This window comes from Cupriavidus sp. GW823-FHT07B10 (assembly GCF_058794355.1).
The window spans coordinates 241,638-261,171 of the sequence record NZ_JBXAGS010000001.1; the positions used below are offsets into that span (position 1 = coordinate 241,638).

Annotated in this window: 18 protein-coding genes and 1 tRNA gene; 13 read left to right on the top strand and 6 right to left on the bottom strand. The window is 67.3% G+C overall.

The features are described from left to right. Positions 1 to 14: 14 nt before the first annotated feature. Positions 15 to 842 carry a DUF6279 family lipoprotein gene (locus AC1Q6V_RS01240; RefSeq protein WP_010813349.1) on the bottom strand — a complete coding sequence of 276 codons (828 nt, stop codon included), beginning with the start codon at positions 840 to 842 and terminating at the stop codon, positions 15 to 17. Positions 843 to 1,132: 290 nt separating this feature from the next. Between AC1Q6V_RS01240 and glmU the strand changes: the two genes are divergently transcribed. Both glmU and glmS read left to right on the top strand, forming a co-directional pair. Beyond that, positions 1,133 to 2,497: a bifunctional UDP-N-acetylglucosamine diphosphorylase/glucosamine-1-phosphate N-acetyltransferase GlmU gene (gene glmU, locus AC1Q6V_RS01245; RefSeq protein ID WP_454750103.1), complete on the top strand. Its 1,365-nt coding sequence runs from the start codon at positions 1,133 to 1,135 to the stop codon at positions 2,495 to 2,497. Positions 2,498 to 2,614: 117 nt separating this feature from the next. Next, the gene (gene glmS, locus AC1Q6V_RS01250; protein ID WP_011614436.1) at positions 2,615 to 4,453 is read left to right on the top strand and encodes a glutamine--fructose-6-phosphate transaminase (isomerizing); all 1,839 of its coding nucleotides are present in this window, start codon (positions 2,615 to 2,617) and stop codon (positions 4,451 to 4,453) included. Positions 4,454 to 4,529: 76 nt separating this feature from the next. Here glmS and AC1Q6V_RS01255 read toward each other — a convergent pair whose 3' ends face one another. Then, positions 4,530 to 4,916 (bottom strand): TetR/AcrR family transcriptional regulator, encoded by a 387-nt coding sequence (locus AC1Q6V_RS01255; RefSeq protein WP_232626213.1) that lies wholly within the window; start codon positions 4,914 to 4,916, stop codon positions 4,530 to 4,532. On the opposite strand from AC1Q6V_RS01255, the gene AC1Q6V_RS01260 reads away from it, so the two are divergent. After that, a complete protein-coding gene (locus AC1Q6V_RS01260; protein WP_454750104.1) occupies positions 4,901 to 5,089 on the top strand; it encodes a hypothetical protein in 189 nt (62 codons plus the stop codon). The genes AC1Q6V_RS01255 and AC1Q6V_RS01260 overlap by 16 nt on opposite strands. 29 nt (positions 5,090 to 5,118) lie before the next feature. Here AC1Q6V_RS01260 and AC1Q6V_RS01265 read toward each other — a convergent pair whose 3' ends face one another. Next, positions 5,119 to 6,060: a LysR family transcriptional regulator gene (locus tag AC1Q6V_RS01265; protein ID WP_058698562.1), complete on the bottom strand. Its 942-nt coding sequence runs from the start codon at positions 6,058 to 6,060 to the stop codon at positions 5,119 to 5,121. 106 nt (positions 6,061 to 6,166) lie between these two features. Between AC1Q6V_RS01265 and AC1Q6V_RS01270 the strand changes: the two genes are divergently transcribed. The 4 genes from AC1Q6V_RS01270 (at position 6,167) to AC1Q6V_RS01285 (ending at position 8,849) form a co-directional block, all read left to right on the top strand. Further along, the gene (locus tag AC1Q6V_RS01270) at positions 6,167 to 7,159 is read left to right on the top strand and encodes a Bug family tripartite tricarboxylate transporter substrate binding protein (RefSeq protein ID WP_010813354.1); all 993 of its coding nucleotides are present in this window, start codon (positions 6,167 to 6,169) and stop codon (positions 7,157 to 7,159) included. Positions 7,160 to 7,453: 294 nt separating this feature from the next. Further along, positions 7,454 to 7,930, top strand: a complete 477-nt coding sequence (gene bfr / locus AC1Q6V_RS01275; RefSeq protein ID WP_010813355.1) for a bacterioferritin — start codon at positions 7,454 to 7,456, stop codon at positions 7,928 to 7,930. An 82-nt stretch (positions 7,931 to 8,012) separates the two neighbouring features. Beyond that, positions 8,013 to 8,087: transfer RNA gene (locus AC1Q6V_RS01280), tRNA-Cys, on the top strand. Between the two features lie 318 nt (positions 8,088 to 8,405). After that, positions 8,406 to 8,849 (top strand): GNAT family N-acetyltransferase, encoded by a 444-nt coding sequence (locus AC1Q6V_RS01285; RefSeq protein ID WP_010813356.1) that lies wholly within the window; start codon positions 8,406 to 8,408, stop codon positions 8,847 to 8,849. Between the two features lie 24 nt (positions 8,850 to 8,873). Here AC1Q6V_RS01285 and dmeF read toward each other — a convergent pair whose 3' ends face one another. Together dmeF and AC1Q6V_RS01295 are read right to left on the bottom strand one after the other, a co-directional pair. Beyond that, positions 8,874 to 9,863 (bottom strand): CDF family Co(II)/Ni(II) efflux transporter DmeF, encoded by a 990-nt coding sequence (gene dmeF / locus AC1Q6V_RS01290; RefSeq protein ID WP_011614438.1) that lies wholly within the window; start codon positions 9,861 to 9,863, stop codon positions 8,874 to 8,876. A gap of 377 nt (positions 9,864 to 10,240) precedes the next feature. Then, positions 10,241 to 11,701 (bottom strand): aminotransferase-like domain-containing protein, encoded by a 1,461-nt coding sequence (locus tag AC1Q6V_RS01295; RefSeq protein WP_439671183.1) that lies wholly within the window; start codon positions 11,699 to 11,701, stop codon positions 10,241 to 10,243. 329 nt (positions 11,702 to 12,030) lie between these two features. On the opposite strand from AC1Q6V_RS01295, the gene aptA reads away from it, so the two are divergent. From aptA to AC1Q6V_RS01310, 3 genes are all read left to right on the top strand, one after another. After that, entirely contained in the window at positions 12,031 to 13,362 is a 1,332-nt protein-coding gene (gene aptA / locus AC1Q6V_RS01300) for an omega-aminotransferase AptA (protein ID WP_010813359.1), read from the top strand. 108 nt (positions 13,363 to 13,470) lie between these two features. Then, positions 13,471 to 14,988 (top strand): CoA-acylating methylmalonate-semialdehyde dehydrogenase, encoded by a 1,518-nt coding sequence (locus tag AC1Q6V_RS01305; protein WP_492344478.1) that lies wholly within the window; start codon positions 13,471 to 13,473, stop codon positions 14,986 to 14,988. A gap of 13 nt (positions 14,989 to 15,001) precedes the next feature. Then, on the top strand, positions 15,002 to 15,352 hold the full coding sequence (locus AC1Q6V_RS01310; protein WP_439671185.1) for a glyoxalase superfamily protein: 351 nt from the start codon (positions 15,002 to 15,004) through the stop codon (positions 15,350 to 15,352). Positions 15,353 to 15,358: 6 nt separating this feature from the next. On the opposite strand, the gene AC1Q6V_RS01315 is transcribed toward AC1Q6V_RS01310, so the two are convergent. Next, positions 15,359 to 16,336 carry a GlxA family transcriptional regulator gene (locus AC1Q6V_RS01315; protein ID WP_011614442.1) on the bottom strand — a complete coding sequence of 326 codons (978 nt, stop codon included), beginning with the start codon at positions 16,334 to 16,336 and terminating at the stop codon, positions 15,359 to 15,361. A gap of 157 nt (positions 16,337 to 16,493) precedes the next feature. Here AC1Q6V_RS01315 and AC1Q6V_RS01320 point away from each other — a divergent pair, with 157 nt between their 5' ends. The 3 genes from AC1Q6V_RS01320 to bcaP all read left to right on the top strand — a co-directional run bounded on the left by AC1Q6V_RS01320 (position 16,494) and on the right by bcaP (position 19,529). Next, the gene (locus tag AC1Q6V_RS01320; protein WP_439671186.1) at positions 16,494 to 17,744 is read left to right on the top strand and encodes an MFS transporter; all 1,251 of its coding nucleotides are present in this window, start codon (positions 16,494 to 16,496) and stop codon (positions 17,742 to 17,744) included. Between the two features lie 7 nt (positions 17,745 to 17,751). Beyond that, complete coding sequence (locus AC1Q6V_RS01325) at positions 17,752 to 17,955, top strand: hypothetical protein (protein ID WP_454749512.1); 204 nt, start codon at positions 17,752 to 17,754, stop codon at positions 17,953 to 17,955. A gap of 176 nt (positions 17,956 to 18,131) precedes the next feature. Next, positions 18,132 to 19,529, top strand: coding sequence for a branched-chain amino acid transporter BcaP (bcaP, locus tag AC1Q6V_RS01330; protein ID WP_439671187.1), 1,398 nt, complete (start codon positions 18,132 to 18,134; stop codon positions 19,527 to 19,529). The last annotated feature ends 5 nt before the right edge of the window (positions 19,530 to 19,534 follow it).

Genomic DNA, 19,534 nt, shown 5'->3' on the forward strand with positions numbered 1-19,534 from the left:
TTTTGGGCAGGGCTTCAGTTTGTCGCCGCCGACTGCACCGGGGCGTTTGCCTTCTCGCGTATCAGCGCATGCGTGTCGTCGATCCATTTCTGGAACCGGTCTTGCGCATGCGCTTTCTGCTGCGGCGTGGTCATGTTGGCGATGGCCACGGTCAGCGCGATGCCCGCATTGATGCTGGCCTCGTGGCTGGCGGCATGCTTGGCTGGCGGGTTCTGCCAGTATTCGCGGAAGCGGCGCAGCACGTCTATCACCTGCGCCTTGGGCGGCTGCGTGGCCTGCACGTAGCGCACCATCCTGAGCCATTCCTGCTGCCGGGCGACGCGCTCGGCGTAGCGCGCCTCGGCATTCTGCACCACCGGGCCCATCCTGGCGCGGATGGCCTTTTCCTGATCGCTGGAGAAGTTGCCGTAGACCAGCCTCGCGTAGTCCATCACCTTGTCATAGCGCGCTTCCTCGCGCTCGGCAGGGTCTGGATTCAGGAATTTCTTGCGGTACTTGGCATTGCCCTCGGCAAATTTCTTTTCCATGCGGCCGATCTGCTCAGGCGTCAGCGTCAGCAACAGGTCGGCGAGGTCGGGCATCGCCTGTTCGAACGACTTGCGCGCCAGTTGCTGCGAGGCATCCTGGAAGTGCTCGACCGTGGCCGGGGTCACCGGTTGGCGCACGTCGGCCTTGGCCTGCTGCAGCAAGGTGGCGATTTCCGGCAACTGCGCCTTGCGATGCCAGGCAAAAAAGCGTGCAATGGCCTCGCGCGTGAGCGGTTCCTGGGCCGTGCTGACATCGACGTAGTTGTCGATCCACCAGTAGGCCAGGTGGTCACCCTGCTGGTATCCCAGCTTCATGGCGCTGCAGGCGCACAAGGCCGCCGCGCCCAGAATCGCGAAAATCCGCCGGGCCCAGCAATTGTGAAATTCGGAAACGACGGTCTGATGCGCAGAAACCGCCATGTTAAAATCGGCGCGCATCGCAACCGGGCCACCCAGATGACTGCCAGCCAAGTCCTGGCAAGGGTTTGCGGGATTATGCGCAGGCCTGGCTGCAGGTTTTCGCCAAGCCTGGCGGCGCAGTCCGCCAAACACCCGGCTGGCGTTTTCAAGAATATTTTCGGACACACTCACCTAGGGGTCTCCTTGTGAATATCGTCATTCTCGCCGCGGGCATGGGCAAGCGGATGTATTCCGATTTGCCCAAGGTACTGCACCCGGTAGCCGGGCGGCCCATGCTCGCGCATGTCCTGGACACGGCACGTGCGCTGTCGCCGTCGCGGCTGGTGGTCGTGGTCGGCCACGGTGCCGGGCACGTGCGCGAGGCCGTTGCCGCCGACGATGTCGCCTTTGCCGAACAGCCCCAGCAGCTGGGCACGGGCCATGCGGTGATGCAGGCACTTCCCTTGTTGGACGACAGCCAGCCCACGTTGGTTCTGTATGGTGACGTTCCGCTCACCAGCGCTGCCACGCTCCAGGCACTCGTGGCCGAAGCCGGCACCCAGCGCTTGGGCGTGCTGACCGTGGAAATGCCCGACCCGACCGGCTACGGCCGCATCGTGCGCGATGCCGCGGGCAGCATCGTCCGCATCGTCGAGCAGAAGGACGCCAGCGAGGCCGAGAAGGCAATCCGCGAGATCAACACCGGCATTATCGTGTGCCCCACCGGCCACCTGCGCAAGTGGCTGTCGACGCTGCGCAACGACAATGCCCAGGGCGAGTACTACCTGACCGACACGGTCGAGCGCGCCGTGGCCGATGGCGTGGAGACTGTCTCGGCCCAGCCGGCGGCGATCTGGGAGACGCTCGGCGTCAACAGCAAGCTGCAGCTGGCCGAGGTCGAGCGCATCCACCAGGGCAACCAGGCCCGGCGGCTGCTGGAAGCCGGCGTAACGCTGCTGGATCCGGCCCGCATCGACGTGCGCGGCGAACTGAGCTGCGGGCGCGACGTCACCATCGACGTCGGCTGCGTATTCGAAGGGCGCGTGCACCTGGAAGACGGTGTGCGCATCGGCGCCCATTGCGTGATCCGCAACAGCACCGTCGGCGCCGGCGCCCAGGTGCACCCGTTCTGCCATATCGACGAGGCCAGGGTTGGCCCCGCCGGGCGCATCGGGCCGTACGCGCGGCTGCGCCCCGGCACCGAGCTGGGCGAGGACGTGCATATCGGCAACTTTGTCGAGGTCAAGAATGCCCAGGTGGCCGCGCACAGCAAGGCCAACCACCTGGCTTATGTGGGCGATGCCACGGTGGGGTCGCGCGTCAATATTGGCGCGGGTACCATCACCTGCAACTATGACGGCGTGAACAAGCACCGCACGGTGATCGAGGACGATGTCTTTATCGGCTCCGACACCCAGCTGGTGGCCCCGGTGACGGTGCGCCGCGGCGCCACGCTGGGCGCCGGCACCACGCTGACCAAGGAGGCGCCCGCCGACAAGCTGACGCTGTCGCGGGCCAAGCAGCTGACCATCGACGCCTGGCAGCGGCCGGTCAAGCAGCCGAAGAAGTAAGCGTCAGAGGGCCGCCCGCGGGCGGCCAGGGCACGCGCCGCCTCGGCGAGGCGGCGCCACAGGATTCATACCGGCGCCTGAGGTCTACGGGCAGGCGCCAGCAAACGGGGGTTCAGCATGTGTGGCATCGTCGGCGCGGTTTCCACGCGCAATATCGTTCCGGTCCTGATCGAAGGGCTGCGCCGCCTGGAGTATCGCGGCTATGACTCGTGCGGCGTCGCCGTCGTGCGCGACGATGCGGTCGAGCGTGCGCGCACCGTGTCGCGCGTGGCCGACCTGGAGGCGCAGACGCAGGCTTCCGGCCTGTCCGGCTTCACCGGCGTGGCGCATACGCGCTGGGCCACGCATGGCAAGCCCGATACCGTCAACGCGCACCCGCACCTGTCGGGCGAGACCATCGCGCTGGTGCACAACGGCATCATCGAGAACTACGAGCCGTTGCGCGAAGAACTGCGCGCGGTCGGCTACGGCTTTGAATCGCAGACCGATACCGAGGTGGTTGCCCACCTGATCCACCAGGCCTACACCTACCCCAGCAGTGCCACGCGCGGCGACCTGTTCGCCTCGGTGCGCGCGGTGACCAAGCGCCTGCACGGCGCCTACGCCATCGCCGTGTTCGCCAAGGACCAGCCCGGCCGCGTGGTCGGCGCGCGCGCCGGTTCGCCGCTGGTGGTGGCGCTGGGCGAGAACGAGGCCTTCCTGGCCTCCGACGCGCTGGCTGTGGCCGGCACCGCCAACCGCATCATCTACCTGGAAGAGGGCGATGTGGTCGAGCTCACGCTGGACGGCGTGACCATCCACGACGTCGACGACCATCCGGTCGAGCGCGAGGCGCGCGTGGTCGAAGCGCACGCCGCGTCGGTGGAGCTGGGCCCGTACCGCCACTTCATGCAGAAGGAGATCTTCGAGCAGCCGCGCGCGCTGGGCGACACGCTGGAAGGCATTGAAAGCATTTCGCCGGAGCTGTTCGGCAGCGGCGCCGCCGAGGTCTTTGCCGGCATCGACAGCGTGCTGATCCTGGCCTGCGGCACCAGCTACTACTCCGGCTGCACCGCCAAATACTGGCTGGAGAGCATTGCCAGGATCCCGACCCAGGTCGAGGTCGCCAGCGAATACCGCTACCGCGAGACCGTGCCCAATCCGCGCGCGCTGGTGGTGGTGATCTCGCAGTCCGGCGAGACCGCCGACACCATGGCCGCGCTGCGCCATGCGCGCGCGCTTGGCCACGTGCACACGCTGGCGGTCTGCAACGTGGCCACCAGCGCCATGGTGCGCGAGACCGAGCTGCGCTTCCTGACGCGCGCCGGCACCGAGATCGGCGTGGCCTCGACCAAGGCCTTCACCACGCAGCTGGCCGCGCTCTACATGCTGACGCTGGCGCTGGCCAAGGTGCGCGGCCTGCTGACCGAAGACGCCGAGGCCAAGGCCCTGACCAACCTGCGCCACCTGCCCGCCGCGCTGCATGGCGTGCTGGCGCTGGAGCCGCAGATCATCGCCTGGTCGGAAGACTTCGCGCGCCGCGAGAACGCATTGTTCCTCGGCCGCGGACTGCATTACCCGATCGCCCTGGAAGGCGCGCTCAAGCTCAAGGAAATCTCCTATATCCATGCCGAGGCCTACCCGGCGGGCGAGCTCAAGCACGGCCCGCTGGCACTGGTCACCGAAGCCATGCCGGTGGTCACCGTCGCCCCCAACGACGCACTGCTGGAAAAACTCAAGTCCAACATCCAGGAAGTGCGCGCCCGCGGTGGCCGCCTGTACGTGTTTGCCGACAGCGACACCCAGATCCAGTCGTCCGACGGCATCCAGGTGATCCGCCTGCCCGAGCACTACGGCGATCTCTCGCCGATCCTGCACGTGGTGCCGCTGCAGCTGCTGGCCTACCACACGGCCTGCGCGCGTGGCACCGACGTGGACAAGCCGCGTAACCTGGCGAAGTCAGTGACGGTGGAGTAAGGCGCGGGCAGCCCCGCTGCACTTGCTGGAAGAACCAAGAGGCCCCGCGGGGCCTCTTGGCATTGGCGGCGCGTGGCTATGCCACGTACAGCAGGAACGCCCGTGCCATCTCCATATCCAGCCGCCGGTCCGACAGCGCAAAGGTGCTGTCGCGGTTGATCAGCGCGTACAGCAGCGTGCCGGCCAGCGCCTGGTGCGCAAAGCGGATGCGCAGTTCCAGTTCCGGCGAGGCGCCCGCCGGGTGGAGTTGCGCAAGCGGCTCGGCCATGCCCTTGCGCAGCGTGGCCAGCACCAGGGCTTGCAGCGCCCTGAAATAGCTATCCTTGCCTTCGAAGCGGCTGTAGAACGCGCCGGTCGTGACGCCGGCCTGCGCGCAGATTTCCTGGATCGAGACCTGTTCCAGCGTGCGCTCGCAGCAGCCGGCGGCCGGCTTCCAGCAGCAGCAGCGTGGTGCGCAGGCCACGCGAACAGCGCGGTGCGATCCTCGCCATCGACGCATCGGTGTCGTCGCTGGCCGGCGTGCTGGTGGCGCTGGCCGGGCTGTACGTGGTCAACCCTGAGCGCTCGCGCCGCCGGCTGGCCGCGCACCTGCCGTCGCGTGTCGAAGCTGTGCAGCCCGCGGTCGCTGCTGGCTGAATCCCCAACGCCCGGGCCATGACCTGGTCCTACAGCCCGGCACCGCCGCCGGCTTGCGCCACTGCTTCATGCACCAGCGCCGCGAAGACGCGCATGGCCGGCGACGGTGAGCGCCCGGCCAGCGACACGATCCCATACTGCGCCCTCAGCTCGGTTGGCGGGTGCATCGGCAGGGCCACGGCCATGCCTTGCGCGCAGGCCTCGGCCATCATCGCCACGGGTACCAGCGCCACGGCATCGACGGCCAGCAGCAGCGAGCGCAGCGCGTGCATGTCGTTGCAGGTGACGGTCATCAGCCCGGGCGCGTCCTCGGAAACCGGGCCGCTGCCACCGCTGGCTTGATGCAGTGCCTGCCGGAAGAAGCGCAGGATATGCGCCGGCAGCCGCGTCCCTGCCACCGGATAGGCGCGCAGCTCGGCCAGGGTGACTTCGCGCTGCCGCGCCAGCGGGTGCCCGCTGCGCACGAAGAATGCCGTTTCCAGTGCCGGCAGCCGGTCAATCTGCAGGTGTCCCAGTTCCGCCAGGCTGCGGCTTTCGCCTACAAAGACATCGAGGCGTTCCGCTTCGAGCGAACGCCGCATGGCCGGCGTGTCCGCGGTTTCCAGGTCGATGCGCAGATGCGGGTAGCGCCGCACCAGCGTCTCGAGCACGGGATCGAGCAGGAACGATGCCGCGAACGGCCCGAAGCCCGCGCGGATCGTGCCGATCTCTACTTCCTCCAGCAGTTGCAGGTCGCGCCGCAACTCGCGCTGTTCGCGCAGCATGCGGCGCGCGCGTTCGAGCGCCAGCATGCCCGCCGCGGTTGGCCGCACCTTGCCGTAGCTGCGGTCGATCAGCGGCCCCAGGTCCGCTTCCAGCGCCTGGATGCTGCGGGTGAGCGCCGGCTGCGACAGGTGCAGGGCGCCGGCGGCTCGGGCAAAACTGCCTTGCTCGACCAGCGTGACGAAGTGATGCAGCTGCCTTAGACCCATGAATTAATCATTCTTGCATCAAAAACTGAAAAATATTGCATTGGACGTAATTTCTCAAGCCAGCTAACGTTGTCCCCCAAAACCATAAAGACGACCTGGAGACGACATGAACCGACGCGCATCGCTCGCGCTGGCCGCTGGTGGGCTGATTGGCGGGCTTTCGCTCAGCCTGGCCCTGCCCGCCGCGGCACAGACCTATCCCGCCAAACCGATCCGCATCGTGGTGCCTTATGTGGCCGGCGGCGGCACTGACACCATCGCCCGTGCCATGGGCGAAAAGCTCAGCAAGCGCCTGGGCCAGCCCGTGGTGGTGGACAACAAGGCGGGCGCCTCGGGCATCATCGGCACCGACGCCGTGGCCAAGGCCGCGCCGGATGGCTACACGTTGTTGATGACCCTGACGCAGTCGGTGCTGACCAACCAGTTCCTGTACCAGAAACTGCCCTACGACCCGCGCAAGGACCTGACCATGATCAGCGTGCTGGCCGATGCGCAGCTGGTGCTGGTGGCCCATCCGTCGGTGCCGGCGCGCACCGTGCGCGAACTGGGCGATTACGCGCGCAGCCGGCCGGGCAAGCTCAGCTATGCCTCGTGGGGCGTGGGTTCGCTGTCGCACCTGAGCGGCGCCTACTACAGCAAGCTGGTGCATGGCCAGGCCGCGCACGTGCCCTACAAGGGCGAGGCGCCGATGATGCAGGACCTGCTGGGCGGGCAGGTGCAGTTCGGCTTTGCCAGCATCCTGACCGCCAAGCCCTATATCCAGAGCGGCAAGCTCAAGGCGCTGGCGGTGACCGGCACGCAGCGCAGCAGCGCGCTGCCTGACATGCCCACCTTCGCTGAGTCCGGCATGCAGGACAGCGCCTTCAAGACCGTCGGCTGGATCGGCCTGGTGGCGCCGGTGGGCGTGCCCGCGCCGATTCTCGCCAGGCTTGAAGGCGAAGTGCGCGCCATCCTGCAGGCGCCCGACATGCAGGAGCGACTGGTCGCGCTGGGGCTGCGCACGGTGGGCAGCTCGCCGGCCGAGGCGCAGGCGCTGTATGCGCGCGACTGGCCGGTGCTGAAGACGCTGGTGGCGGATTCGGGCGCGAAGCTCGACTGATTTTCACGGGTGGCTCCCGATGGCGGGCGGCGCGGCAATTGCCGTGTGCGCCCGCTCTTCTATTTGCACGATGCCGAGCGAAGCGCTTTTGAAAACCGAATGGAAACCATTGGTATTCGCATCCGCAATGGCGCGTGAAAACCCGGCGAAAATGCGGCGGCGAGGCCGAATCTGCTTGATGTCCGCTCTTGCCGGACTACCATGAAGTTCGCGGCGGGATAATCACTGCGGGGTTTTCGTGATTACGAAAATGAGAGTGGGTCCATCGGTTTTGAGGGGGCGTTGGGGGCAGTCATGAAAAGCGACAAAAAGGTGATCCAGTTGCTCAATGGCCAGCTACGCCATGAGTTGACTGCGATCAACCAGTATTTCCTGCATGCCCGCATGTACCGGCATTGGGGGCTCGGTGCGCTGGGCAAGCACGAGTACGAGGAATCGATCGAGGAAATGAAGCACGCGGACAAGCTGATCGAGCGCATCCTGCTGCTCGATGGCCTGCCCAACCTGCAGGACCTGGACAAGCTGCTGCTCGGCGAGAACACCGAGGAGATGCTCGGCTGCGACCTGAAGCTCGAACAGGTGTCGCAGGCCAGCTGCAAGGAAGCGATCAAGTTCTTCGAGTCAGTCGGCGATTATGTCTCGCGCGAGATCGTGGTCGATATCCTTGCCGACACCGAGGAACATATCGACTGGCTCGAGGCGCAGCTGGAACTGGTGAACAAGGTCGGGTTGCAGAACTACATCCAGTCCGCGATGGGCGGCATCGGCTAGCCTTGCCGTCTCCTGCAAAGATTTCCATTTCCCGCTACACTGCGGCCCGCAGCACGTAGCGTCGCACAGACGCGGCGTCAGCGGCGGGGTGGCAGAGTGGTGATGCAACGGCCTGCAAAGCCGTATACGACGGTTCGATTCCGTATCCCCGCCTCCAGTTTTCTTTGCCTGGCACAAGTTGCCGGGCAGTCTTGCGTGCGCCCGCGCAATTTCCCCCATTTTCATACGCGTGTCACAGGGACCGTTCATGCGCGGCAGCCATGTCGTGGTGCGCGTAGTTGCCGTGATCGCGAGGGCCATTTCGGACACCTCTGTTCCGTTACTTCCCCAATAGAACAACGCCACTGAATCGGGTAATGTTGCCTGCCAGGCCACATGGCCTGCGTGCAACCCGTGCCGCCGGATGGCGGCACAACCATGTCCGGGCTTCCATGGTGTCCCCGTCGCGAGGTGATGTGAGAAAGAGAGGCTCCAGATGATCAAGGACTTGCGGATCCGGGCGGCCATGCCCTCGGACGCGCCAGCCGTGGGCAGCGTGCTGGAACGCTGCGGCCTGCCCGTGGACGATGTGGCCCGCTTGCTCGAGCACTTCCACGTCGCCATCCTTGGATCGCAGATCATTGCTTGCGCTGCCGGCGAGCGTTTCGGCGAGACCGTGGTGATCCGCAGCGTTGCCGTATTGCCGGAACACCGCGACCAGGGCGTGGCCACGCATGTGGTGCGCGCCGCGCTGATGCGCGCACGCGCCAACGGCGCGCGGCGCGCGGTGCTGCTGGCCTCAAGCTGCCCGAGCTATTTCTCGCGTTACGGTTTTACGCTGGTGCCGGCCGCGAAGCTGCCGGCCGAAGTCATGTCATCGAGCGAATTCCACCGCCATACCGATACGCCGCCGCTATGCATGTGGTGCGAGTTGGACTGAACCCGCAAGCACCGCTGGCACGCCTCAGTGCGCGCCCTCGCAGCGGCTGATCTCCACCGTCACGTGCACCAGTTCCTCATGCACGGATAGCGCCTCGCGCACGCGCTGCGGGGTCAGCGCCGGATCGTGCGTGACCAGGCAGGCGATGCAGGCAAACTGCTGCCGGCCCACGCGCCAGACATGCAGGTCGGTCACACTGGTGCGCTCCTCGCCGTTGGCGTCGGCAGGGTCCAGGCCCGCCAGCACCTCGCGCACTTCTTCCACCACCGGGTGGTCCATCTCGCGGTCCAGCAGCACGGCGCCGCTCTGGCGCAGGAGGCAGACGGCCCACCTGCCGACCAGCGCGGCGCCCACCAGACCCATCACCGGATCCAGCCACGCCCAGCCCAGCCACCAGCCGCCGGCCAGCGCGACCAGCGCCAGCACCGAGGTCGCGGCGTCGGCCAGCACATGCATGTAGGCGGCGCGCAGGTTGATGTCGTGGTGGTGGCTGTGGCCGTGATCATGGTCGTGGCCGTGGTGATGGTGGCCATGGTCGTGCCCGTGGTCGTGTCCGTGCGCATGGCCGCCCAGGATCAGCGCGCAGCCCAGGTTGACCAGCAGGCCGAGCGCGGTCACGGCCATGGCCTCGCGGTAGTGGATGTCCTGCGGGCTGAGCAGCCGCTCGACCGAGCCGGCCGCCATCAGCGCCGCGATGCCAAGCAGGAACACCGCGCTGGCAAAGCCGGCCAGCACCTCGATCTTCCACGTGCCGAAGGCAAAGCGCCGGTCACCGGCGTAGCGGCGCGCGGCGGCGTAAGCGAAGGCCGACAGGCCGATGGCCAGCGCGTGCGAGCTCATGTGCCAGCCATCGGCCAGCAGCGCCATCGAGTTGAACCAAAGGCCGGCAGCGATCTCTACCACCATAGTGGCGGCGGTGATCGCCATCACCAGGCGTGTGCCGCGTTCGGCGGCGCGGTTGCCGGCGTCGAAGGCGTGGCTGTGGGTCCAGGCGGACAGGTCGTGGCTATGCATGGTCTGGTTCTGCTGCGCTGGAGAGCTGAAATCGTCACCCCGTGTGGGGCAATGCAGGCTCAAGGGTAGCAGAGCCCCGGCGCTTCGGCGGCCGCGTCCCTGACGGTTGCAGGGACAGCTGGCGCGTACTTTGTGTGCTCCCTGCGGTACAAATAGACCCTGGCTGCCAGCGGGGAATCCACGCTGCCCTTACATACATTCATGAATGGATGTATGATTTAACGAAAAATTCACACTGCCTCCACGACTTTGTTGTCCATTCCAAGATGAGTTATCGCTTTATCGCTATCTGCCTGACCGCCTGGCTGGGACTCTGCGCCACCGCAGGCTGGCTCGTCGAGCGCCTCTGGAGCTGACCGCTCCATGCTGCCCGGGTGCTACGCCGCGCGCGGCGCCTGCGCCAGGCGGTCGAAGAACTGCCACAGCTGTGGCGCATCGCCGGTGGCCACGTTGAAGCGGATCCATGGCGAATCGGTCTCGTCCGGCTCGAAATACGACCCTGGCGCGAGCCAGATGCCATGCTCCAGCGCCAGCGTGGCGAGGCGGTTGCCGTGCAGCGGCCCGCCGCGGCGGCTGGCCTGCAGCCGCGCCTGCGCCGCCTCGTTCAGGCGCGCCCAGGCGAACATCCCGCCCTCGGGGCGCAGCAGCACTTCCAGCCCGTGGGCTTCCATCTTTTCCGTCACGCGATCCTGCTGCGCACGCAGCCGCTCGGCCAGCGCCGCCACATGGCGGCCGTAGTGGCCGCTGGTCAGCACCGAGTAGACCAGCCGCTCGGTGACTTCCGATGAGGTCAGGCCGACCGCCATCTTGGTGCGCGCGAAGGCCTTGGCCAGGTCGGGGCTGGCGGCCAGATAGCCGACACGCAGCGACGGCGTGATGGTCTTGGAAAAACCATTGATGTAGACCACCTGCGACAGCCCGTCCATGGCCGCCAGCATCGGCGAGCCGGCCGGCGCCAGCTCGCGGTAGATATCGTCCTCGACCACCAGCAGCCGGTGCTGCTCGGCCAGCTGCAGCACGCGGAAGGCGTTCATGCTGCTCAGGCTGGCGCCGGTCGGGTTCTGCAGCACGGTATTGATAAAGAGCGCGCGCGGGGCATGGGCGCGGATGGCATCGTCCAGCGCGTCGGTATCCAGCCCCGCCGCCGAGCGCGGCACGCCCACCACGCGCAGCCCCGCCAGCCGCAGGATCTGCAAGAGGTTGCAGTAGCAGGGCGATTCCACCAGCACCCTGTCGCCGGCACGCAGCAGTGTGCGCACCACCAGGTCCAGCGCCTGCGTAGCGCCCTGCGTCAGTACTACCTGCTGCGCCTGCAGCGGGATGCCGTACTGGCCCAGGCCGGCGGCGATATGCTCGCGCAGCGGAGCAAAGCCATACGGATGGCCGTAGCCCGACAGCTGCGCCGCCGGCACCCGCGCCGAGGCGCGCATGGCCTGGTGCAGCCCTTCCTCGTTGAGCCAGTCGCCGGGCAGCCAGCCGGCGCCGGCCTTGATCGGCACCGAGTGGTCGGCGAACACATCCGACAGCAGCCACGCTGCGTTCAGTCCCGGCGCCTCCCATTGCGGCGCGCGCGCGTGCCCGGCCGGGGCATGGCGATGTGCAACCGTATAGCCCGAGCCCGGGCGCGCCGCCAGGTAGCCCAGCGCCGTCAGCCGGCCGTAGGCCTCGGCCACGGTGAAGGTGCTGACATGGTGGTGCTGCGCAAAGCGGCGCACCGAGGGCAGGGCGGTGCCGGCGCGCAGCGCGCGCTGCTCGACCAGTGCGGCGATGCCGGCCACGATCTGCTCGGTCAGGGTGTCGCCGTCGCGGCGGGTGCGGGTCAGGTTCAGGGTCAGCATCAGGCACTCGGGCAGGCGTGAACCTGTACAGTTTAGCGGCTGGAGGCAGGCCAGGACGCGGTGGTCTTCCGCAAAGCGAAATTTGCCGCAGTGCAGCGTGGGAAGGCGTACCGCGGTCCAGAGCGGTCGTGGCACAGCGGCGGGCTGGCGGCACCCCGATGACGCTTGCCTGTACGGTTTTGCGTGTTCAAACTGCACGGTAAGGCAATCTTGTCCGGACTGTATATTTTGTCGGCCAGACGCCGCCGGTAGAGTGGCCCTCATTGCCGCCGCGCTGCCAGTCAGCGTGCCACCAGCCAATCCGACCCGATTCCCCCTTAGGAGGACGTATGGACGCCGCCAAGACCGTGATTCCCGATCTCGATGCCCTGTGGATGCCCTTCACCGCCAACCGCCAGTACAAGGCGGCGCCGCGCCTGCTGGCGTCGGCCAGCGGCATGTACTACACCACCCACGACGGCCGCCAGATCCTGGACGGTTGCGCCGGCCTGTGGTGCGTGGCCGCCGGCCACTGCCGCACGGAAATCGCCGAGGCGGTAGCGCGCCAGGCCGCCACGCTGGACTATGCGCCGCCGTTCCAGATGGGCCATCCGCTGTCATTCGAGGCCGCCACCAAGGTGGCCGCGATCATGCCGCAGGGGCTCGACCGCATCTTCTTCACCAACTCTGGCTCGGAGTCGGTCGACACCGCGCTGAAGATCGCGCTGGCCTACCACCGTGCACGCGGCGAAGGCCAGCGCACGCGCTTTATCGGGCGCGAGCGCGGCTATCACGGCGTGGGCTTCGGCGGCATGGCGGTGGGCGGCATCGGCCCCAACCGCAAGGCGTTCTCGGCCAACCTGATGCCGGGCACCGACCACCTGCCGGCCACGCTGAATATCGCCGAGGCCGCCTTCTCCAAGGGCCAGCCGCAGTGGGGCGCGCACCTGGCCGATGAGCTGGAGCGCATCCTCGCGCTGCACGACCCGTCCAACGTTGCCGCCGTGATCGTCGAGCCGCTGGCAGGCTCCGCCGGCGTGCTGGTGCCGCCGGTCGGCTACCTGGAAAAGCTGCGTGAAATCACCAGCAAGCACGGCATCCTGTTGATCTTCGACGAGGTCATCACCGCCTTCGGCCGCCTCGGCGCCGCCACCGCGGCCGAGCGCTTCAAGGTTACGCCGGACCTGATCACCATGGCCAAGGCGATCAACAACGCCGCGGTGCCGATGGGCGCCGTCGCCGTGCGCCGCGAAGTGCATGACACCGTGGTCAATTCGGCCGCGCCGGGCGCGATCGAGCTGCTGCATGGCTACACCTACTCCGGCCACCCGCTGGCCGCGGCTGCCGCCATTGCCACCCTTGACCTGTACCAGCGCGAAAACCTGTTCGGCCGCGCCGCCGAACTGGCGCCGGTGTTCGAAGCCGCGGTGCACGGGGTACGCGGTGCGCCGCACGTGAAGGACATCCGCAACTACGGCCTGGTTGCCGGCATCGAGCTGGAGCCGCGTCCCGGCCAGCCCGGCGCGCGCGCGTATGAGGCCTTCCTGAAGTGCCTGGAACTCGGCGTGCTGGTGCGCTACACCGGCGACATCCTGGCGTTCTCGCCGCCGCTGATCATCTCTGAAGCCCAGATCGGGGAACTGTTCGATACGGTGAAGAAGGCGCTGCAGGACATCAAGTAAGCGGCGCGCGCCGCATCGCATTGCCGCCGGACCTGCGGGTCCGGCCTCCCTGATTGCATGCCGGGGGCGCGCTGACTTGCGTGCCGCGGCTATCGAAGGAAATCCCAAGTGAGCATCGCAGAAAACCGGCAACTGGCCGAGATCCACCATTTCATCGGCGGCGCTGTGCGCCGCGCCGGCGGCCAGCGCCTGGCGGACGTGTTCAACCCCGCCACCGGCGAAGTCGCAGCACGCGTGGCGCTCGGCACCACGCAGGACGTGGCCGACGCCGTTGCCGCCGCCCATGCGGCATTCCCCGCCTGGGCCGACACCCCGCCGCTGCGCCGCGCGCGCATCCTGTTCAAGTTCAAGGAACTGCTCGACCAGCACCACGACGACCTGGCCGCGCTGATCACGCGCGAGCACGGCAAGGTGTTCTCGGACGCCAGGGGCGAAGTCACGCGCGGCATCGAGGTGGTGGAATTTGCCTGCGGCATCCCCAACCTGCTCAAGACCGACTTCACCGACAACATCGGCGGCGGCATCGATAACTGGAACCTGCGCCAGCCGCTGGGCGTGGTGGCCGGCATCACGCCGTTCAACTTCCCGGTGATGGTGCCGATGTGGATGTTCCCGGTGGCGCTGGCGTGCGGCAATACCTTCGTGCTGAAGCCGTCGGAACGTGATCCGTCGCCGAGCCTGCTGATTGCCGACCTGCTGCGCCAGGCTGGTTTGCCCGATGGCGTGTTCAATGTCGTGCAGGGCGACAAGGAAGCCGTCGATGCATTGCTTGCGCATCCGGATGTGCAGGCGCTGTCGTTCGTCGGCTCGACGCCGATCGCCGAGTACATCTACACGGAAGGGACCAGGCACGGCAAGCGCGTGCAGGCATTGGGCGGCGCCAAGAACCACCTGGTGGTGATGCCCGATGCCGATCTCGACCAGGCGGTCGATGCGCTGATCGGTGCCGCGTATGGTTCTGCCGGCGAACGCTGCATGGCGATCTCGGTCGCCGTGGCCGTGGGCGATGTCGCTGACAAGCTCGTGCCGCGCCTCGCCGAACGTGCGAGCTCGCTGAAGATCCGCAACGGCATGGAGTCCGACGCCGAAATGGGTCCGCTGGTAACCGCTGCGCACAAGGCGAAGGTGGAGGGCTATATCGCCAAGGGCGTGGAAGAGGGCGCGACGCTGGTCACGGATGGCCGCGGTCATACCGTACCCGGCCATGAGAACGGCTTCTATGTCGGCGGCACGCTGTTCGACAACGTCAAGCCGGATATGACGATCTACAAGGAAGAGATCTTCGGCCCGGTGCTGTCGGTAGTGCGCGTGCATGACTTTGCCGAAGCGGTGGCGCTGATCAATGCGCATGAATACGGCAACGGCGTGTCGTGCTACACCAGCGATGGCGGCATCGCGCGTGCATTCGCGCGGCAGATCCAGGTCGGCATGGTCGGCATCAATGTGCCGATCCCGGTGCCGATGGCCTGGCATTCGTTCGGTGGCTGGAAGCGATCGCTGTTCGGTGACCACCATGCTTATGGCGAAGAGGGCGTGCGCTTCTACACGCGCTACAAGAGCGTGATGCAGCGCTGGCCGGATTCGATCGCCAAGGGCGCTGAGTTCACCATGCCGGTGGCGAAGTAAGGGGAGAGCGGGCATGAAGGTCAACCGGATCGTTGCCAACATCGCGGTCGCCGACCCGGCCAGTGCCCGCGCTTTCTACCAGGACATCCTGGGCCTGGACGTATTGATGGACCACGGCTGGATCCGGACCTACGGCAGCACCTCGACCATGACCGTCCAGCTCAGTTTCGCCACGGAAGGCGGCAACGGCACGCCGGTGCCGGACCTGTCGATCGAGGTCGATGACGTGGACGAGGCGCATCGCCGCATGCTGGCCGGCGGCTTCGCCATCGAGTACGGTCCCGCGGACGAGCCGTGGGGTGTGCGCCGCTTCTACGTGCGCGATCCGTTGGGCCGGCTGGTCAATATCCTGATGCACACCTGAGCGCGGTCATTCCGCGCTGCCGGCGCGGGCTTGCCGGTAGGCCTTCGGCGTGGCCGGCTCTGCCTTGTTCCAGCACGCGCGGAAGGCCTGCACGCTGGCGAAGCCGCTTTTCAGCGCAATCTCTTCCACCGGCAACGATGACGACGCCAGCAGCTTGCGCGCGCGCGCCATGCGTAGCGTGAGCTGGTACTGCTTGGGCGTGAGGCCGGTTTCTTCGTGGAACACGCGGGACAGGTGCCGCACGCTGATGGCAAAGCGGTCGGCAAAGCGCGGGTCGGCAACATTGGTGTCGAGTTCCCGCGAGATCGCGTCCTGTACCGCATGCACCAGCGGATTGCCGTGCGAGCGCGCGCGCAGCTGCGGGGCGAGCTGCGGATCGCCGCCGAAGCGGCGGAAGGGCACCACGTTGTCGCGCGCCACGGCGATGGCGGCTTCGTCGCCATAGGCATCGGCCACCAGACGCAGCGCCAGATCGATGCCCGAAGCCACGCCGGCTGACGTCCACACATTGCCATCGCGAACGAAGACCCGGTTCTCGATGACCGAGGCGGCGGGGTGCCGCGTGCGCAGGCGGCGGGTATGGGCGTGGTGGGTGGTACACAGGCGGCCGTCGAGCAGGCCGGCGGCGCCGAGCAGGAAGGCACCGGTGCAGACCGCGGCAACCTGTACGTCGGCGTTCCTGCCGTCGGCGAAAGACCTCTTCAGCCAATTCACGCTATCGTGCCATGCCGGCGAACGGGTCAGTGTGTCCAGAAGTTTGCTGCCGATGGCCAGCACCACATCGCCGGAGGCGAGTCGTGCAGGCAGGCGTTCGACCTGGCTCAGTGCCGGCCCCTGGAACGAAGGGACGCTCGAATGTGGCCCGACGCAGCGCACCTTGAGTGGCCCAATACCCAGTTCCGATACGCTGGCCAGGATCTGCAGCGGGCCGCCAAGGTCGAGCATGTGGACGTTGGGCAGCACCAGGAGATAAGCGGTAGTCATCGCGGCAAGGGAAGAGCGAGCGGTACGATGCCGCCATTCTCGCGCGAATCACACCAGGGATGGCCGAAAAGTTGCTTTTCTGGGCCAGGCGGTTGCCATGGCCGGAGGGCGGGCTGGCTTAGCATGGCACCAGGCCTCGCACGACTGAGAGATCGACATGCCCCGCACACGCATCCCCGCCATCACCCTTGCCCTGGTCGCCATCGGCTTCGCCGCGATGTTTGTCTCGACCGCGGTCAAGGGCCTCTACCAGGTGTACTTCGTCGACCTCGCCACGCACTTCGGGCAGGGCCGTGCGCAGTTTGCCTGGTCCGGCAGTGTCTTTATGCTCGCCACCGGGCTGATGTCGCCGGTGGTCGGCGCGCTCAGCGATCGCGTCGGCCCGCTGCGCACCGCGGCCGCTGGGGCGCTGGCGGCAGGCATTGCGCTGGGTGGCGCGGCGCTGTGGCCGGGATCGCTGACGTTCTTCGTGCTGATGTTCGGCCTCGCCGGTGCGTTCGGGCTGGCGGCCATGACCTTTGTGCCGATGGGCATCCTGGTGGACCGGCTGTTCGAGGAGCGCAAGAAGGGGCTGGCCTATGCGGTGGTTACCAACGGCACCGCGATCGGTTTTATCGTGCTGTCGCCGCTGTGGATCTGGCTGCAGCCGCAGGCGGGCTGGATCACGGCGTTCGGCGTGGCCGGTGCGGTGTTTGCGTTGCCGGTGGCCGGCGCCTTGTGGCTGACTTCGCGCTGGGAGCCGGCGTCCGCACCGGCGCCACGCACGGCCGGGGCCGATGTGCCGGCATGGACGGTGGTGCGGCGTGACCCGGTGTTCTATGCGCTGGCGGCCGGCTTCTTCGGCTGCGGTGCCACCATGGCCTTTATCGACGTGCACCTGATCGCGTACTGGCAGGGGCAGGGCGTGCCGCGGCTGGCGATGGGCTATGCGATGAGCACGCTCGGCGCGCTGGAGCTGGCCAGTGGCCTGGTCTCCGGCGCGCTGGCGCTGCGCTGGGACAAGCACCGGCTGCTGGCCGCGTTCTACGCGCTGCGCTCGGCATCGATGCTGTTGCTGCTGGTGCCGGGCCTGGGCGTGCTGCCGTTTGCGGTCGGCTTTGGCGCCAGCTATCTGGGCACGGTGATCCTGACCTCGATGTTCTGCTTCGAGCGCTACGGCAGCCGGATCAAGGGCAAGGTGTTTGGCCTGCTGTTCCTCGGGCACCAGCTGGGCGCCTTCCTGACGGTGCAGCTGGGGGCGTGGTCGTTCGATGCCACGCGCAGCTACCAGCACAGCATCACGGCGCTGGTGGCGGTGACGCTGTGCTCCGCCGCGTGCTCGTGGCTTGGCCTGCGCCGCGCGGGGCCGTTGCCGGCACTTGCCAAGGGCCCGGCACACGCCGCGGTTCCCGAGGCTGCCAGCCGCTGAAGTGCCGATGCTGCCGCGGCTCCTTCTTGCCTGCGCGGCCCTCGCCCCGCTGGGGTTGGCGGCCCTGGCGGTGCCGTGGCCGCTGCGCGCGAGGATTGCAGCGCTGGCGGCACTGGTCCTTGCCGGCGCTGCACTGCTGGCGCTCGATCCGCTTGCCGCCGCCCTGGCGCGCGTGGACGGCATCCTGTCGGCGCCCGGCTGCGGCGGCTGACTTTGCCTGCGGTCAGTGCCGGCCAGCCTGGCCTTTCCTATCATTCGATGACGTGCCTGCCGCGCGCGGGCGCGCAATGTGACGCCTTCGCGCCGCGGCGGGCGTAAACTACCGCCCTTTTTCCGGGCCCGCGCGGCTTGCCGCCGCGTGCCCGGCCACAGTTGCATGGAGTCTGAATGAGCTTGTTCCGCACCAAGGACATCGACGCGATGCTGGCCGTCGCGCGCGATGACGGCCTGAAGAAGGTGCTGGGTCCAACCGACCTGGTGATGATGGGCATCGGCGCCATCATCGGCACCGGCATTTTCGTGCTGACCGGCACCGGCGCGCTGACCGCGGGGCCGGCGCTGACGGTGTCGTTCGTGATCGCGGCGCTGGCGTGCGGCTTTGCCGCGCTGTGCTACGCGGAGTTTGCCTCGGCGATCCCGGTGTCGGGATCGATCTATACGTACAGCTATGCCACGCTGGGCGAGATCGTCGCGTGGATGATCGGCTGGGACCTGCTGCTGGAATACGGGCTGGCCACGTCCGCCGTGTCGGTGGGGTGGTCGGGCTACTTCCAGTCGCTGATGGCGGGCTTCGGGCTGAAACTGCCGGCGGCGCTGACCGCGGCGCCAGGCTCGGTGCCGGGGGTGAAGTCCATGCTGAACCTGCCGGCGTGCCTGATCATGCTGGCCATCACCTGGGTGGTGTCGTACGGCGTGCGCGAATCCACGCGCATCAACAACCTGATGGTGGCGGTCAAGATCGGCGTGGTGCTGCTGTTTATCGCGGTGGGCGTGTGGCATGTGCAGCCGGCCAACTGGCAGCCGTTCGCGCCATTCGGCTTTGCCGGCATCTTCAATGCGGCGGCGCTGGTGTTCTTTGCCTTTATCGGCTTCGACGCGGTGACCTCGGCCGCGGAAGAGGTGCGCAACCCGCGCCGCGACCTGCCGATCGGCATCATCGGTTCGCTGGCGGTGTGCACGATGCTGTATGTGGTGGTGGCCGCCATCATGACCGGCATCGTGCCGTTCGCGAAGTTTGCCGGCGTGGACCACCCGGTCTCACTGGCGCTGCAGTTCGCGGGCCAGAACTGGGTGGCGGGCTTTGTCGACCTGGGCGCGATCCTGGGCATGACCACGGTGATCCTGGTGATGACCTACGGCCAGACCCGCGTGATCTTTGCGATGTCGCGCGACGGCCTGCTGCCCGAGCGGCTGTCATCCGTGCACCCGGTGCATGCCACGCCGTATTTCGCCACCTGGATCGTCGGCATCGTGTTTGCCGCGATTGCCGCCTTCGTGCCGCTGAACGTGCTGGCCGAGCTGATCAATATCGGTACGCTGGCGGCCTTCACGCTGATCTCGGTGGCGGTGCTGGTGCTGCGCAAGACGCGCCCGGAACTGCCGCGCGCATTCCGCTGCCCGGGCGTGCCGGTGGTACCGCTGCTGTCGATCGGCTTCTGCCTGTTCCTGATGGCGCATCTGCAGGCGCTGACCTGGATTGCCTTCCTCGTGTGGCTGTCGGTGGGGCTGGTGATCTACTTCGGCTACGCGCGGCGTAATGCCGTGCTGCATAACCACGGCGGCTGAGCGCC